Raw genomic sequence first — 16,110 nt, forward strand, 5'->3', positions numbered from 1 at the left:
TTCCAATCCGCTCCATCCCCTTAAGCCGAGACAATGAACCCATGTTCACTGTCTCGGTTTTTTTATGGCCTTTGTTACCCACAATACTTCTCGTAAATGCCAGAGTCGCAGCGGCGTTAACAGTATGCCGATTGCGAATACGCAGCCCAAACGCATACAAAACCGAGTCTATCGCCAGTGCGCCAAAGACGGTTTTAATGCCCGTATCAAGGCGGAGTTATCAGGCAATATACCTACCGTCGTGCCTTTGTATAGCCATAGTCTTACTCGTCAAAGCTACTTTGATCAAGGCTGGCATGCCGTCACTCACCTCCATATTTTAAAAGCCCGCGATCAACGTAAGGCACAAGCTACGGCGGTGCCTAATGAACAGTAAACTCAAGGCGATTTTACTGGCCGCAGGCTTAAGTTCGGCGGCCATCACTGGCGCACAGCTTACCGATAAATGGGAAGGGAATAGCCTGAGCGTCTATGTTGATGCGGTGGGTGTACTGACCGCATGCCGTGGCCATACGAGCAAAGACTTAAAGCTTGATCAAACCTTCACCGAGCAGCAATGCATGGAGATCTTTGCCAAGGATATCGCTCGCGCTGATAAGCAGTTGCTGCAACTCACGGCCCCTGTAGCACTTACTGATGGCGAGCATGCGGCCTATCTGTCGTTTATGCATTGGGCGGGCTATGGCAACTTTGCCAGCTCAACCTTGCGTAAAAAGCTGTTAGCTGGCGACAGAGTGGGCGCGTGCAAAGAGCTAACCCAAGCCTGTTCAACCAATAAGCAAACGGGTGAGCGCGTCTGTAATGGCTGGACGTATGGCACCGACCTATTCGGTAACAAGGTGCGCCTAAATGGCCTCATCAAGCGCCGTGCCGAAGAGCAAACCATTTGCCTAAGCGAACTGGGCCTCTCGCAATCAAAGGGGGGCGCGCAATGAATCCCTCTCAAATCATTAGCACTGTGCAGTGGCTATTTTTGTCACTGGCATTAGTCACAATTGGGCTGATGTACCACCAACAGCAGAGTACTAAGAGCCAACTCACCCAAGCGTTAACTGACAATGCAGCCCTAAAACAGAGTGCAGACACGCTAGCGGTATGGCTACAAGACGCCAACGCTGAACGTATTGCCCTAAAAGACGAAGGCGAAACCCTCGCCCTACAGGTGCAAACCATTGAGCAGCAAAAGGCCGCGTTAGCCAACCGCAATCAAGATCTTAACCATCAACTCACCCAGTTACTTGAGGACGCCCAGGATGAACAAACACAAACATGGCGTGTGGCTAGTGTGCCTAACGATGTTGTGCGCGTGTTCGACAACGCCGCCCGCTGTGCGTTACGTGCCTATTTACAAGACCCAATATGTGTTGCCGCCCGAAGTACTGATGCGCGAGTGCAACGTCACTCAGGTTCCACTACAGGTATTGCAGTGCCTGCAAACCCAGAAGGAACAGTGCCTATCCAATCCAAAGTCAGCGGGGCTAATGCTCTCGCTACTCACTGACCTTGGGCAATGCAACCTCGACTGGCAAGCCCTGCACGATTGGCGGCAACGCCATCAAACTGACCAAACAAAATAAGCCAAAAATAAGGGATAGGCATGGACGAAAACGATTGGGCTAGCAATATGGAAACCCGCGAGCGAGCTGCCTGTGTTGATGCAGTACGGGATGCCGCCAGGCACAAACAACACAGCACTGGCAATGGCATCTGTATTGATTGCTTAGAGCCAAATGAGCCACAGCGGCTTAACGAGTTGCGCTGTATTAGTTGCCAACAGGATGAAGATAAGCGCCAAAAGCAGCGCTATGGGAAGCGTTTATGATCGAATCGCTATTTGAATATTTCGGTAAATATTGGGGCTTCATTGGCAGCGTCATTAGCGTTTTCTGTGCACTGCTGATGGCGTGGTTTAGCACGCGATTTACCCCACGGATTGAGCATGAAAAGGTGATCCAAAAGGTGGCTGAAATCGACAAGCGCCTTAGCGAAACTGAAATGCAATTGGAGTACATGCCGACCCGTGACGAACTGCATGCGCTCGATAAAACCCTCACAGGTTTAGGTGAGCGCTTTGGCGCAATGGAACAAGGCATTCGGCGCTTAGAAACCAAGACCGACATGCTTCTCGAAAACGAACTGAAAGGAGGCCATTAATGGCGATGCAGCAAATTATCAATGAGCACCAACGCCTTGTGGTGCTTCGATTACTGACCGAGGCGGGAGCCTTCGCACTCAACGAGTCCATCTTACAAGATGGCTTAAATGCCTACGGCCTCGACATTAGCCGCGATGCCTTGCTGGTGCAGCTCGCTTGGCTTAACGAGCAAGGGCTGATTAAAACCGAGTTAGTGGGCAAAGTGACCACGGCCACGCTAACAGGTCGCGGCCAAGATGTGGCGACAGGTCGCGCGGTAGTGCCAGGGGTTAAACGCCCAAGAGCGGGAGAATAGCCATGGCGAGTGAAACCCGAGGCCGCCGCTCTAAGGTGGATTTACTGCCCGATCCTATCCGCAAAAAGCTCGATGCGGGGCTACGTAATGGCTCGATTCAGCAGATTGATTTGCTCGATGAAATCAATGCGCTGATTAAAGCCGCAGGCTTGCCTGAGGAAAACCAGCTTTCCCGCGCAGGCATCAATCGCTATGCCACCAAGATGGAGGCCGTGGGTAAATCCCTGCGCGAAATGCGTGAGATCACTCAAGTGTGGACGGCAGAGCTGGGTGACAAGCCCACGGGTGAAGTGACTAAACTCATCCTTGAAATGGCACGTTCACAGCTATTTAAAGCCTTATTAAACCAAGATGAAACAGGTGAAGGTGCCGATGTTGGCATGATTAAAGACGCCATGTTAGCGGTGCAGCGTTTGGAGTCTGCTGCCATGGCCAACCATAAGCGCGAGAAAGAGATCCGCACCGCGTTCGCGGCCGAAGCGGCTAATGCCGCCGAGAAGGTCGCGAAAACCGCTGGCTTAACCAGTGATGCCGTGGCCTTGCTTAAGCGCGAAATACTGGGGATCGCCTGATGAACGGCATCATTAAACCCGTCTTTGATCCTGCGCTTGAGGCCAGTTATCTCAGCATCTTTGATCCTAAAGAAGTGCTGCTAGGTTATCAGAAGCGCTGGATAGCCGACGAGTCACCGCTGAAAATTGCCGAAAAGTCGCGCCGAACTGGACTCACTTGGGCTGAGGCTGCCGATGCTTCTCTTACCGCAGGCGCTGCCAGTGGCCAAGGCGGTACTAACCATTTTTATGTGGGCAGTAACAAGGAGATGGCACGGGAATTTATCGACGCTGCGGCCATGTGGGCTAAGGTATTTGATAAAGCCGCAGGCGAAATCCAAGAAGAAGTGTTTGTTGATGAAGGCCAAGACGGTAAAGAGATCCTGACCTTTGCCATTTACTTTGCCTCAGGTTTTAAGGTGCAGGCGCTATCGAGTAATCCCTCGAACCTGCGCGGTATGCAAGGCAATGTGACCATTGATGAGGCCGCGTTCCACGAACGCTTGGCCGAAGTGCTAAAAGCGGCATTGGCGCTGACCATGTGGGGCGCAAAGGTACGCTTGATCTCCACTCATAATGGCATTGATAACCAGTTCAATGAGCTGATTAATGATTCCCGTGCGGGTAAAAAAGATTACTCCATTCACCGCGTCACCTTAGATGATGCCTGTAATGAGGGGCTGTATAAGCGTATTTGCCAAGTGCGCGGCATCGAATGGAGCCAAGCGGCCGAGGATGACTGGAAAGCAAAATTACTCAAAGCCACAGCTACCGAAGAGGACGCATTAGAAGAATACTTTTGCGTGCCTAAGTCTGGCGGTGGTTCTTATCTTAACCGCGCGTTAATCGAAGCCCGCATGGCCAGCGTGACAGATAGCGGCCCCGTTGTTCGCCTTAAAAAAGACGATGCTTTTGGACAATGGCCAGAGGGTTTACGGGCGGCGGAGATCCTTAAGTGGTGTGAGGATGAACTAAAGCCGCTTCTCGATAGCTTAGACCCTGCACGCCCCCATTGCTTTGGTGAAGACTTTGCCCGTAGTGGTGACTTAACCGTGATTGACGTGGGTGAAATCGCCCAAGACTTGCACATTAAAACCAAGTTACAGGTCGAGCTTAAAAACATTCCCTTTCGCCAACAAGAGCAGATCCTGTTTTACATTGTGGACCGCTTACCACGGCTGAGGGGCGGCGCGATGGATGCGCGCGGTAATGGCCAAGCCTTAGCCGAATACGCCCAGGATAAATACGGCAGTGAAGTGATCGCCTGTGTGATGCTGTCTGAGTCCTTTTACCGCGAGCAAATGCCACGCTTTAAAAGCCACTTTGAAGACGGGCTTATCACTATCCCAAGGGATGACGACACCAGTACTGACCTGCGGGCCTTAAGCATTAACCGTCGAGGTACGCCATGCCTTGGCGATGTGCGGACAGGCCAAGAAAAAGAACGCCATGGTGATGCCGCGATCAGCCTGTTCTTGATGGTATACGCCTCCACCTTAGACGGTGCCCCCATAGAGTTCACCCCCATTCCTAGAAGTGATCACCGCAATCCGAATGCCGCAGCAAGTGCCCATGAGGATGATGATCATCAAACGCAGCGAGGTTGCTGGTAATGCAAGAAAAAACAACTGAATCACGTATTTTGGACGCCAGTGGTCGGCCGTTTAAACAGCGTGAAGCCAAAGCGCTGCAGACCGACGATGTGCGTTTAATTGGTCTGCAACGTACCTTTAGTCAGCACCCGAGTAGTGGCTTAACGCCCGCCAGTGCAGCCAATATTTTGCAGGCCGCCGAGCAAGGCGATCTCATTGCCCAATGTGAACTAGCCGAAGATATCGAAGAGAAAGACGGCCACCTATATGCCGAGTTAGACAAACGCAAACGGGCACTGATCGGCGTGGATTACTATTTAATTCCACCCCGTAACCCGACGCCACAGGAAAAGGCCGACACTGAATATCTGCAAGAGATGCTCGAAGAAGGTAACTGGATAAAGACGCTCATTAAGTCAATGAGTGATGCCATTCTCAAGGGCTTTAGCATGCACGAGTTAGCCTGGACGCGAGAGCTAGGGGAATGGTTTATTGAAGTGCCAGAGTATCGCGATCCGTCTTGGTTTATGACTCACCCTGAGCGGCGCAACGAACTGCGGCTGCGTGATGCCACGGTCAATGGCGCTGACCTGTGGCCCTTTGGTTGGATCAAACATATTCATCCAGCCAAGTCGGGCTATGTCAGCCGCAGTGGTTTAGTGCGTCAGTTAATCTGGCCGTTTATTTTTAAAAACTACAGTGTGCGCGACTTAGCTGAGTTCCTTGAGATCTACGGTTTGCCGCTGCGTATTGGTCAGTATCCAGCGGGTGCCAACGATGAGGAAAAGCGCGCCCTGTTAAATGCAGTGATGAGCATTGGCCATAACGCGGGTGGCATTATGCCCAAGGGCATGGTGATGGATTTTGAGAGTGCCGCCACAGGTCAAGCTGATCCCTTTGATTTGATGATTAGCTGGGCTGAAAAGACCATGAGCAAGGTGATTTTAGGCGGCACCTTGACCAGCCAAGCCGACGGTAAAAGCTCAACTAATGCGCTCGGTAACGTGCATAACGAAGTACGCCAAGAGCTGCGCGATGCAGACCTTAGCCTGATTGCCGAAACCTTAACCCGCGACTTAGTGGCCCCTTTATATGCGCTTAACTGCAAGAGTTATCAAAGCCATCGCCGTCATCCACGTTTAGTGTTTGATACCACAGAAGCCGAAGACTTACGGGCCTTAGCTTATCCGCTGCGGGCGTTTGTCAGCATGGGCATGCAGATCCCACAAAACTGGCTGCATGAAAAGACCCGTATCCCTAAGCCCGCGAATGGCGAAGCCGTGCTGGTGATCCAGCAAGAAGACCCCAATGCCAGCGCAGCAGGCGCTAATGACAATCAGCAGACGGCCTTGGCCGCACTCTCTGCGACAGAGGTGGCGGCTATGCAGTCAGATGCCCCGCTGAGTGAACCGAGCCAAACCGCCTTAGATAAAGCCTTGGATGCACTCACTCAAGGTCAAATGAGCGAAGCCTATATGGCGATGGTAGAGCCATTACTGGCACAACTGCAGAGCGAGCCGGAGCAGCTGCGGGCGCAACTGGAAAAGGACTATCCCGCCATGGATACCGAGCAGCTTACCGAAACCTTAGCGCGGTTAATGTTTGTGGCTGAACTGTGGGGCATCGCCAATGCCTAAAACCGTTGATTTAAGCATTGCCATTAACCAAGCCCCCGCCGATGCAGTGGCCTATTTCCGTGCCAAAGGCTTTGCCATCAGTGACGATTGGCAAGACGTGTGGACCCGCGCCCACGCCCGTGCGTTTACGGTGGCCAAGGCGGCACAGATGGATGTGCTCACGGCGATCCGTAATGAAGTAGATGCAGCCCTAAGCCAAGGGTTAACCGCTAAGCAGTTTCAGGCAAACCTTAAACCTCAACTCGAAAAGCTCGGATGGTGGGGTAAAAAGGAAGTCGATGGCCGCGAGGTACAGCTGGGTAGCCCGTATCGGTTAAACACCATCTATCGTCAAAACCTGCAAACCGCCTACATGGCTGGGCGCTATCGGCGCATGTTATCGCGCACTAAAACCCACCCCTATTGGCAGTATGTGGCGATAGATGACGGTCAGACACGCCCAGCACATGCGCGGCTTAGGGGTAAAGTGTTCCGCTTTGACGATCCAATATGGGACATCATCTATCCGCCCAATGGCTGGGGCTGTCGTTGCCGCGTTCGGGCGCTCACCGAGGCGCAAGTGAAGGCGATGGGGATCACAGTGGAAAATGGCGAAGGTTATATCCAGCGTTTTGACACTGAGACAGTCGCGCGCGGAACGGGTGAAGTGTTAACTGTGCCCCATGCGCGTATCGATCTGCCCGATGGCAGCAGCATGAGCCCCGATTTAGGCTGGGCCTATAGTCCAGGTGAAGCCGCCTTTGGTACCGATGTGGCCGTGGCTAAAAAGCTTGGCAGCATTCAATCCCTCGATACCCGTGCGCAGTTTATTCAGGCACTCAATAACAGCCCACTGCGCCACGCCCAGTTTGCCCAATGGACGGATGAAGTACTCGCCAAACCAGAGCAGCAGAAGCGCCTAGGCTCAAGTCAGCAGGCGTTAGGCTTTATAACTCCCTCGATCCAAGCAGCGGTAACAGCACGTTTAAGCCGCGAGCCTAGCGCATTGCTCGCTATAACTGAGCGGCAACTCAGTACAGCGCAAGCCTCGGTGACACCTAACCAGTTACAGCAATTACCGCTGCTGCTGACTAAGCCCGAGGCCGTGCTATGGGATAACGATAATCAAACCTTGCTCTATGTGTATCCAATGGAAGGGCAAGCAACCAATGACCCAGCGAGCAATAGTAAATTACTTATCGCGAGCCAGTGGCAATTACAGCGCACACCTAATGATGGCCAAGTGGAAGTACTTAAGTTATCGCTAGTTGAATTACAGCAAGCCCAATACCAAGTGCTTGAAGGTCAGCTAAAAGGGTAGGGACATGAGCAAGATTGATATCACACTTAGCAATGACACTGTAATGCATGTGCTGACTAGCTTGATGGAAAGGCTAGATGACTTAAGCGAACCCATGAACGATATTGCTGCCGTGCTAGAGTCAGCCACAGAAGGTGCATTTGCAGCAGAGGCCGATCCCACCACAGGACAAGCTTGGGCATCCTTAAGTGATGCCTACCTTAAGGCAAACCCTAAACGCCAAGGCGGTAAGATATTACAAGCCAGTGCAGGTGGATTAGCTGCCAGCGTGACTGCCGACAGCGGCGACTTTTGGGCAAGCATTGGCAGCAATAAAATCTATGCTGCCATTCACCAGTTCGGCGGCACCGACGATATGCCCGCAGGCCCAGCGGGTATTCCTGCACGGCAATACCTAGGTGTAAGCCGTGAGGATGAACAATCTATGTTAGGGATTTTGGGAGGATATTTAATTAGCTAAGTTTCTTTATTAATCATCTAAGTCTTCATACAACATAGATGACATCGAAATACTGTTTGCACGTATTACTTTTTGAAGTAGCGTTGTTGTTTCATCTGTTTGAAAAATATTATGAAATGGTGCTAGCATCTCTCCTGCTTCTTTTATGTACACAACTGCAAATTCAGTGCTCTTATTAATATCGTAGTATCTCAAAGCTAACCGAGTATAAAGACACAATAACTCTTCTAGTTCCTTCCAAGAACTATTAAGCTCGTTATATTGTCTCTGTAACAATGGAATAAGATCGTCATATAGTTCGCCAAATTTGCTTGGAATATAAATGCATATGACATCTCGGTAGGTCCGTTTTGTGATGGATGGATTATATCTACCATAAGAATGAGGTTGGCTAAAGTGAAGTGGCCCAAATGATAGCTCTCGTTCTGCCACATTAGAGTTAAGCATATCGTCACATTTGATTTTTACTGCCGCCATCAATCTTATTAATTCGTTTAGCTTAGCTTCATTTTGCAGGTGGGTAACCTGAGCTTCCATTGCTTGACGACTCAATTCAGCTTCTTTTTGGGTTTCTTCCAGTACTTGGCGGGTAAGAGCCAGTTCATCCATCTGATACTTTAATGACCAAACTAGTAGGCTAACAGTAGCAAAACCAAGGATCGGGTTTAGCACGCCACCAAAGTAATCCCCAAAGGCACCAAAGTCGCCTTTATCCCCGACACCACCGTGAAAGATTGAAAAGTACAAAATCAGTAAACAACCCGCAACAATGGCAAGTAACTTGATTAGCCATTTAAAAGACTTCTCAGCACTAGGAGCTTTAGCCTGATCGGCTTGGGGTTGCTTAGGGGGATTGGTGGCCATACGCCGTCCTTGGAGGTAAAAGTGAGGCCATCATTCTAAGTGGAAGGCGCTTTTTGCGCAAAGCGCTAAAACGCGATTTAAGCGTCTTAGTTCTCAACTTGTCACAAAGGCTTATCCCAAAACCACTTAAACGCTTTAACAAGGATTTAAACGGCTTTTAAACTGGGTTATGCTCAAGATTACTTTGCACTGCTGAATGTTTACATTCAACTATAGGTTTTTCATTTAAGGGAATAGGGATGAGATCGTTGGTTTTGGAGCTACAACATGATTGCACAAATGAACAAGTATCGATTTCAACCTTAATAAGGAAATTAGTTCTTATATATAACAAGTTAGGTTTGGATGCTACTTGGGCTATGTGCGAGCTACATGGTTATACTCGCGGTAATGCTCCCAAGTATCGATTTGTTGAAGGGGAAATTGTGGCCAAGGTTTCATCCCAAGGGGCTATTCCAGTCATGCTTGATGAAAATTTCTACCCAGACGTAGATAAATTTATGTTGACTCAGGCTGTAGGTGAATTGGAGGAGGCCGCTTGTTACAGTACTGGACTTGTTGATGTTATTCTTCCCGCCCATTTGCAAAAAAGTTTGAATGAATTTTTAAAGATCAAGTATCAGTTCTACTATCAAATACCTGTCCAGCAGGTAAAGAGAGTGTTAAGCGTCATCAGAAGCGAAGTTTTAAGCATCGCAGTTAAATTGGAAAAAGAAGGGATTTTGGGTGAGCAAATGGAATTCACTAAAGAAGAGAAGTTTAAAGCCAAAGCTAATGTCACCATTAATATTCATGGTGACATGCAAGGCGTTGTTGGTGATGTAGTCAACAGTTCATTAAACCAAAATTTAATCTTTAATAAGACTAATGATGTTGAACAATTAACTAAATTTCTAAGCCAGAATGGCATTGATAAAGTCGATATTGAAAGCTTGATTGCCGCTATCAATGCTGATGAAGCACCAAAAGCTGTTGGGTCCTATGGCGAACTCGTTACAAGTTGGTACTCGAAGATGATTCAAAAAGCTGCTGATGGTTCATGGCAAATAGGAATCTCAACAGCAGCGGGTGTACTTACCGAAGCGTTGAAGCTTTACTATTGGAAATAGCATTTAATCCCGGTCACGAAACCTTTTCAATCTACTAGTTAGCTCCACTAGATTATGATGGGTATTCCAATTTAATTGGGATTATCCATCATTCTAACAATCTAATCTTAGCCCCGTAGATACCAGTCTTGCTTTCCTCGAGCACAAAAGCAATATAACGGGATTCGCTCTTAGTAACTTGCCTTGACTCAATTTAAACGCCTTAAGCAAGGAAAACTCAAGTACTAAAAACCTGATTACTGAGTTTGGTAAAAAAAACGCCATTATGGACGCGAGCTAATATCAAGAAGTGTTACAAGGTTCGTCATCACTAACGTATCTCTTTATCCTCAAGATATCCACAAGATACCCACTGAATATAAACTTGCAAATGCCCGCAAAATCCCATGATAATAGGTGTTAAGAGCTTTTGAAGTATAAAAAAAACCACGACACTCGGCAAAGTGTCGTGGTTCCTGTAGAAGCTCTTGCAAATGCAAGCACTTCATCTATACACAAGTTAAAGTGTACGTATTCAGATGCGTATGCGCAACTAGAGATTGATGTTGCTTGCGATATAAACGCTCAATTTAGGAGACCTATATGAGCAATTCAGAGCAACAACCGATTGTTTATAAAACAATCATTGTAGTCAACGTGATACCTCCACCACCAAGAGGTTTTTGTTGGAGTGACTGTATCGTTAAAACCAGTTTGTTATTACTGCCTTGGTTACTCGACCATCTGTATATGACGTGGCCTGCGTTGATTAGTTAAGTGGAAGCCCACATGAAAAATCATGTGGGCTTTTTGTAAATAACAAGTCTACTAAGTGATGAGGTTATGAATGGGATCTTTGATTATCGAATTACAGCAAAATTGTCTTGATGATAATCTTTCAGTAACCTCTCTAGCTAGAAAATCATTGCTTGTTGCCCAAAAGCTGGCTTTGGACGATGCTTGGATTAGGAGTGAACTTAATGGATATACGACTTCTGATGTACCAAAATACAGACGTGTTGGTACTCAGCTTGTCGCTAAGACGCATCATGGTTATATACCTGTAAAATTCCCGCAATCTTATGGGGAGCGAATGTCTTCAACGATATTGAGAAATTCTGTTTCAGAACTTGAATCTACGCTTAATTACCCAGATGGGTATATGTATCTAAATTTACCAGAACGTTTACAAACAGACTTTAGACAACTGTTCAGTAATACTTATGAGTATTTAGCACGTGTGCCATTAGGACAGATAAGCTTTCTATTGAACTCAGTTAGAAATCAAATATTAGATTTTGCTGCTGATTTGGAAAAGCAAGGAGTTTTAGGCGAAAACATGTCCTTTAATTCTGATGAAAGGGGAAGAGCTCAAGCTATGAATATCACTTTTAATGGTAATTTCCATGGTATTTTGGGTGATGTTAGCCAAAGTGACATAACTCAAACATTCAATAACGGTATCCAAGGTGATCTGGGTGCTCTAGTCGAAGCTTTAAAAAATCATCAAGTTGCAGAAACTGATATTACTGATTTGAAATCAGCCATTACAGTTGATGGTGAGGTTGTTACTAAAGCTGATGAGTACGGACCAGAAGTGACATCATGGTATAAAAGAATGCTGAGTAAGGCTATTGATGGTAGTTGGCAAGTAAGCATAGCCACGGCAGGAAATATTTTAAGCACTGTATTGAACGGCTTCTATTCAGCTAATTAATCCCGAAACCTTTCCAATCCGCTAGTGAATCAAGCGAGATCATCATAGGCACTCCAATGTTATTGAGAGTGCCTTTTTTATGCCTGCAACCACCACAGCTTTAGGCTTTGCCGCCTTAAGCAGCCAGTTAAACGTCAATTCAGAAGCCGACTTTGTGGTTGGTGAGGATGGCTACATTCAGGCGCTGCCTGATGGCCACTTTGCCGCCGTTGATGGTCGCCCTGAAGATGTGGCTGGTGGCAAGTGGTTGATGGATAGCGTTGCGTTCGCGGCCCTGCAAGCAAACACCCCCCATAAAGCCGGTGATCTAGTTATCGACTACGAACACCAAACCCTCAACAAAGAGAAGAATGGCCAGCCTGCACCCGCTGCTGGTTGGTTCAACATCGATGACGTGCAATATCGACAAGGACAGGGCTTGTTTATTAAGCCGCGCTTTACCGATAACGCCATCGCTTACCTCACCGCCAAAGAATACAAGTACTTCAGCCTAGTGTTCGGTTATGACACCAGCACTGGCCGCCCGCAATTTATCCACTCAGCCGCGTTAACTAACCGCCCTGGTGTCGATGGCATGTTGCCACTCGCATCGTTGGCTGCACTGGCTGCTCTTAATACAAGCCTCAATCCACACGAACCTATCCAATCCACCGACACGGAGGAACTCCATGTGAACCCATTACTTAAAAAAATCTTAGCTGCCTTGGGCGTTGAAATTCCAGATGACGTGACAGCTTTAACCGCTGAGCAAGAGGTCGCGGCGCTATCTGCACTTAATACGCTAACCACGGCAGCAAATAGCGTGGATGGCTTAAAGCAAGAAGTCACTGCACTAACGGCTAAAGTCGGCACTGTTGACCTAAGCGAGTATGTGCCAGCTTCAACAGCGAAGGCCCTGCGCGCGCAACTGGTAGCGCTAACCGCTGAAAACGGCGTGCTTACCGTTGAGCAAACTGTGAAGGCGGCAATAGACGAAGGCAAAGCTTTTGAATGTGAACGTGATTACCTAACCAAGTTAGGCCAGCAATCCATGGCAGCGCTGACTGCCAACTTGGGTGAGCGTGTGGCTATTGCCGCATTAACGGCCAAGCAAACCACCACAGTTCCCGATCCTATCAAGGACAAGGACACCAAACTCGCGGCACTGACTGCCGACCAAATCAAAATGGCTGATTCTTGGGGCATGTCGCACGCTGACTTTGCTAAAGCTATCGCCGCTGATCAGGAGCAAAAATAATGGCTGCTATTAACGCCCCAGTATTACAAGCCCTGCGCACTATGGTGCGTAGCGAGTTTCAAAATGCTTTAGCTAAGACTGATCCACTGTTTTTAAAAATTGCCTCAGTTGTGCCAAGCAATACTAAGTCCAATACCTACGGCTGGTTAGGCTCAATGCCGACAATGCGTGAATGGATTGGTGCGCGGGTGATCAACTCCATCAAAGAGCATGGTTATTCAATCACTAACCGTACCTTTGAAACCACCATAGGTATTAGTCGTGATGATGTGGAAGATGACACTTTAGGGATTTACAAGCCTATGGTGCAGGCATTGGCACAGGAAGGTGAAGAGTTTCCCGATGATCTGGTGTTCGAGCTATTAGCAGAAGGCTTTGGCACTTTGTGTTATGACGGGCAGAACTTTTTTGACACTGACCATCCCGTTAACGAGAAGCACGATGGAACGGGTGCTGACGTATCGGTGGCCAACATGGTGGTTGATGGCGCTTATACGGGGGAACCTTGGTTTTTGCTCGATACCACGCGCCCATTAAAGCCACTCATCTTCCAAGAGCGTCGCAAGCTGGATTTAAACACCCTGTTTAATCCAACTGACCCTGCAGTTTGGACCAATAACGAGTTCCAGTTCGGCACCGATATGCGCTGTGAAGCGGGCTTTGGCTTCTGGCAAATGGCCTTCGCCAACAAGCGTACTCTCAATGCCACCAACCTATGGAGCGCTTACAAAGCCATGCAAGCTTTTACCAGCGATGGCGGTAAGAAGCTCAAGATTCGCCCCAATTTATTGGTGATCCCAGCTTCTCTTGAAGACGTCGCACTCAAGTTAATGACCCGTGAGCGCATTGATGAAGGCGGCGTGACCGTGGATAACGAACTGAAAGGCAAGTTCGAGATCCTTGTGGTGCCACAGCTTTAGGTGTTCACCCCTTAAGTTTGAGCAGCGAATCGCAGGCACAAGGATGCGCCTGCACCCCAACATAGAGTGAGGTAACAATGAAATGGCGAATCCTTCTAAGAACATTCAAGTCCTGTTGGTTGTCTGTCTTGCGCACACTGGCTATCGCCGTGCGGGCATGGCGCTTACCAAAGGCGAAAACCTTATACCGCTGGCCGAGTTGTCGGATGAGCAAGTCGCAGCGTTTGAAGCTGATCAGCGCCTTAAAGTATCCGTGCGTGATATGGCACCAGCGTCGGGGAGTGTGGACATTCCAGACGGTGATCAGACATTAGGCACCGATATCACAGGCATGCTCACTGGTGTGAAAGAACCTAGCGGTGAAGAGAAAGCCTTGGGTGAACTGACAGCAAAAGAGCTGAAAGAACTGGCAAAAGACTTGGCGATCACGGGTGTTAACTCGATGAATAAAACTGACTTAGTCAGTGCGATTCAGGCAGTAAAAGTCACAGTGCCATGTGAAAACGAAACGGCTACCGCAAGCGCTGAAATGCCTAGCACTGAAACGGAAAGCACTGAACCATCTGGCACCACCAACGAAGCAGGTGAATAGCTATGGCCGACTTAGCCATCACAAGAGCCATGTACGCCACCCCTGACAACATGCTGAGTCGCTTTGGTACGCAGGACTTAATGCTGCTTACCGAACGTGAAGACAGTGTGCCAGGGGAAATCAATTTCGCCTTGCTTGAGCAGGCGCTGCGCGATGCGTCTGCCGAGATTGATGGCTATATCGTGGGCCGTTACACCTTGCCGTTAACTACGGTTCCCGCCGTATTGGAGCGTAACTGCTGCGATATCGCCCGTTACTTCTTGTATGGCGATAAAGCCCCTGAACAAGTCGAGAAACGCTATACCGCTGTGGTGAAGTTTTTAACCGCAGTGAGCAAAGGCGATATCAGTTTGGGGCTAGCTGATACGGGTGAAGTCGCTAGCCAAAGTGAGTTAGTGGTCAGTATCGACAGTGCAGGCAGCGTGTTTGGCCGTGCATCGTCTAAGGGGTTTATCTGATGTTTGAAATTAAAGATAACTACCTTGCTGCAGGTGATGCGCTGACTCAACTGCTTGAGCCATTAGTGACGAGCCAGAAGCTGAAAAAGGTCTATCAAGCCAATGAGCTAAGCGAAGTGGATGAGCGCAGCCAAATCACCCCCGCCGCCCATGTGTTGTATCTGGGCGATACGCTGGCGGATACCGCACAAGGCGGCAACACCAGCCAAATTAAGCAGACTTGGCTTGTGGTATTAGCTTGCCGTTTATCTATTCACGAAGGCCAAGCTGGTGAGCTATTAGTCAGCCTGTTAAACGCGATTGTGGGTAAGTCCATTGCGGTGGATGGTCAGATGCTTGGCCCCTTTGTGCGAGTGAACAGCCCCGTTAAACCCCGTTTCACTAAAAGCCACGGTTATTACCCCGTGGCGTTAAGTGTGATTTTGAGATTCAAACCTTAACAACCTAAGAGGAACTCACCATGAGTGGATTATTAGTCGCAGGCAACTTCTTTGTTGGCCGCTTAAATGCCCAAGGGCAATCAACGGGGATCATTGGTCCCATCAACACCACTAAGCTCGCCATTAAAACCGAAGCCGACGAAAAGGTACGTCCAAGTAAAAAGAAAGACAGCTACGGCCAAGCCTTAAGCGTGGTGAAAATTGCAAAACCTGTTGAGGTGGAATGGTCCTTCGACGATCAACCTGCCGAACTGATTGCTATGGCACTGCTGGGTGATACCCAAGTGCTGAACACGGGCAGCGGCAACTTAACCGATGAAGCCGTGACCTTACCAACCAATCAACGTTGGATACAGCTACCTGAATGTAACTTTGCCGCCCTCGGTTTTGTGGTGAAGAAAGACGCTACCACCTTAGTGCTGGGCACTGACTATGAGGTGAACTATGCCCTAGGGCTAGTGCGTGCCGTAAAAGGCGGCGCAATTGAAGCGGGCGGCGCGGTGACGGTGACAGGCCAACATAACGCCATTAGCGGTACCCTCATTCGCGGTGGCATTAACGCCCAAACCCGTGCGCGGATCTTCGGAGAAGGTACCAACTTAGAAACAGGCAAGCCGATTAAGCTCGATGTTTTCGACGCCAGCTTATCGCCTACGGCTGCGATCGATTTTGCCGCCAGCGAGTTTGTGAGCGCCACCCTTGCGGGTAAAGCCCAGTTAGTCGCGGGTAAGGATCATCCGTTCGAGTACCTAGAGCTGGATGCGTAAGCGGTTTTGCTTAACCCAAGGGCATGGCCGTACTCAA

21 protein-coding genes are annotated in these 16,110 nt (G+C 48.9%); 20 read left to right on the forward strand and 1 reads right to left on the reverse strand.

What is annotated here, in order from left to right:
• Positions 1-64: 64 nt before the first annotated feature.
• The 11 genes from L5M11_RS09350 to L5M11_RS09400 all read left to right on the forward strand — a co-directional run bounded on the left by L5M11_RS09350 (position 65) and on the right by L5M11_RS09400 (position 7,990).
• Positions 65-376, forward strand: a complete 312-nt coding sequence (locus L5M11_RS09350; RefSeq protein ID WP_263191941.1) for a hypothetical protein — start codon at positions 65-67, stop codon at positions 374-376.
• Positions 366-935 (forward strand): lysozyme, encoded by a 570-nt coding sequence (locus tag L5M11_RS09355; RefSeq protein ID WP_263191943.1) that lies wholly within the window; start codon positions 366-368, stop codon positions 933-935. The genes L5M11_RS09350 and L5M11_RS09355 overlap by 11 nt, the downstream gene beginning before the upstream one ends.
• Positions 932-1,501: a hypothetical protein gene (locus tag L5M11_RS09360; RefSeq protein WP_263191944.1), complete on the forward strand. Its 570-nt coding sequence runs from the start codon at positions 932-934 to the stop codon at positions 1,499-1,501. Before L5M11_RS09355 ends, L5M11_RS09360 begins: the two co-directional genes overlap by 4 nt.
• 96 nt (positions 1,502-1,597) lie before the next feature.
• Positions 1,598-1,822, forward strand: coding sequence for a hypothetical protein (locus tag L5M11_RS09365; protein ID WP_259574580.1), 225 nt, complete (start codon positions 1,598-1,600; stop codon positions 1,820-1,822).
• Complete coding sequence (locus tag L5M11_RS09370; RefSeq protein ID WP_076500542.1) at positions 1,819-2,154, forward strand: DUF2730 domain-containing protein; 336 nt, start codon at positions 1,819-1,821, stop codon at positions 2,152-2,154. Before L5M11_RS09365 ends, L5M11_RS09370 begins: the two co-directional genes overlap by 4 nt.
• Entirely contained in the window at positions 2,154-2,450 is a 297-nt protein-coding gene (locus L5M11_RS09375) for a hypothetical protein (RefSeq protein ID WP_006087224.1), read from the forward strand. The genes L5M11_RS09370 and L5M11_RS09375 overlap by 1 nt, the downstream gene beginning before the upstream one ends.
• A gap of 2 nt (positions 2,451-2,452) precedes the next feature.
• Complete coding sequence (locus L5M11_RS09380; RefSeq protein ID WP_263191946.1) at positions 2,453-3,022, forward strand: DUF3486 family protein; 570 nt, start codon at positions 2,453-2,455, stop codon at positions 3,020-3,022.
• A complete protein-coding gene (locus L5M11_RS09385; RefSeq protein ID WP_263191948.1) occupies positions 3,022-4,614 on the forward strand; it encodes a hypothetical protein in 1,593 nt (530 codons plus the stop codon). The genes L5M11_RS09380 and L5M11_RS09385 overlap by 1 nt, the downstream gene beginning before the upstream one ends.
• On the forward strand, positions 4,614-6,230 hold the full coding sequence (locus L5M11_RS09390) for a DUF935 domain-containing protein (protein ID WP_263191949.1): 1,617 nt from the start codon (positions 4,614-4,616) through the stop codon (positions 6,228-6,230). The genes L5M11_RS09385 and L5M11_RS09390 overlap by 1 nt, the downstream gene beginning before the upstream one ends.
• Entirely contained in the window at positions 6,223-7,530 is a 1,308-nt protein-coding gene (locus tag L5M11_RS09395; protein WP_263191951.1) for a phage minor head protein, read from the forward strand. Before L5M11_RS09390 ends, L5M11_RS09395 begins: the two co-directional genes overlap by 8 nt.
• Before the next feature lie 4 nt (positions 7,531-7,534).
• On the forward strand, positions 7,535-7,990 hold the full coding sequence (locus tag L5M11_RS09400; protein ID WP_263191953.1) for a phage virion morphogenesis protein: 456 nt from the start codon (positions 7,535-7,537) through the stop codon (positions 7,988-7,990).
• A gap of 9 nt (positions 7,991-7,999) precedes the next feature.
• On the opposite strand, the gene L5M11_RS09405 is transcribed toward L5M11_RS09400, so the two are convergent.
• Positions 8,000-8,854 (reverse strand): hypothetical protein, encoded by an 855-nt coding sequence (locus L5M11_RS09405; RefSeq protein WP_263191955.1) that lies wholly within the window; start codon positions 8,852-8,854, stop codon positions 8,000-8,002.
• Positions 8,855-9,093: 239 nt separating this feature from the next.
• On the opposite strand from L5M11_RS09405, the gene L5M11_RS09410 reads away from it, so the two are divergent.
• The 9 genes from L5M11_RS09410 to L5M11_RS09450 all read left to right on the forward strand — a co-directional run bounded on the left by L5M11_RS09410 (position 9,094) and on the right by L5M11_RS09450 (position 16,073).
• The gene (locus tag L5M11_RS09410) at positions 9,094-9,963 is read left to right on the forward strand and encodes a hypothetical protein (protein ID WP_263191956.1); all 870 of its coding nucleotides are present in this window, start codon (positions 9,094-9,096) and stop codon (positions 9,961-9,963) included.
• A 582-nt stretch (positions 9,964-10,545) separates the two neighbouring features.
• Complete coding sequence (locus tag L5M11_RS09415) at positions 10,546-10,719, forward strand: hypothetical protein (RefSeq protein WP_263191958.1); 174 nt, start codon at positions 10,546-10,548, stop codon at positions 10,717-10,719.
• 70 nt (positions 10,720-10,789) lie between these two features.
• Positions 10,790-11,659, forward strand: coding sequence for a hypothetical protein (locus L5M11_RS09420; RefSeq protein WP_263191960.1), 870 nt, complete (start codon positions 10,790-10,792; stop codon positions 11,657-11,659).
• Positions 11,660-11,738: 79 nt separating this feature from the next.
• A complete protein-coding gene (locus L5M11_RS09425) occupies positions 11,739-12,896 on the forward strand; it encodes a phage protease (protein ID WP_263191961.1) in 1,158 nt (385 codons plus the stop codon).
• A complete protein-coding gene (locus L5M11_RS09430) occupies positions 12,896-13,816 on the forward strand; it encodes a Mu-like prophage major head subunit gpT family protein (RefSeq protein ID WP_263191962.1) in 921 nt (306 codons plus the stop codon). Before L5M11_RS09425 ends, L5M11_RS09430 begins: the two co-directional genes overlap by 1 nt.
• Before the next feature lie 82 nt (positions 13,817-13,898).
• Positions 13,899-14,408 carry an HI1506-related protein gene (locus L5M11_RS09435; RefSeq protein WP_263191963.1) on the forward strand — a complete coding sequence of 170 codons (510 nt, stop codon included), beginning with the start codon at positions 13,899-13,901 and terminating at the stop codon, positions 14,406-14,408.
• Between the two features lie 2 nt (positions 14,409-14,410).
• Complete coding sequence (locus tag L5M11_RS09440) at positions 14,411-14,866, forward strand: gp436 family protein (protein ID WP_263191964.1); 456 nt, start codon at positions 14,411-14,413, stop codon at positions 14,864-14,866.
• Positions 14,866-15,306 carry a hypothetical protein gene (locus tag L5M11_RS09445; protein WP_263191965.1) on the forward strand — a complete coding sequence of 147 codons (441 nt, stop codon included), beginning with the start codon at positions 14,866-14,868 and terminating at the stop codon, positions 15,304-15,306. Before L5M11_RS09440 ends, L5M11_RS09445 begins: the two co-directional genes overlap by 1 nt.
• 20 nt (positions 15,307-15,326) lie before the next feature.
• On the forward strand, positions 15,327-16,073 hold the full coding sequence (locus L5M11_RS09450; RefSeq protein WP_263191966.1) for a hypothetical protein: 747 nt from the start codon (positions 15,327-15,329) through the stop codon (positions 16,071-16,073).
• Positions 16,074-16,110: the final 37 nt, after the last annotated feature.

It is taken from the genome of Shewanella sp. SM87 (genome assembly GCF_025653705.1).
Classification (GTDB): domain Bacteria; phylum Pseudomonadota; class Gammaproteobacteria; order Enterobacterales; family Shewanellaceae; genus Shewanella; species Shewanella oncorhynchi.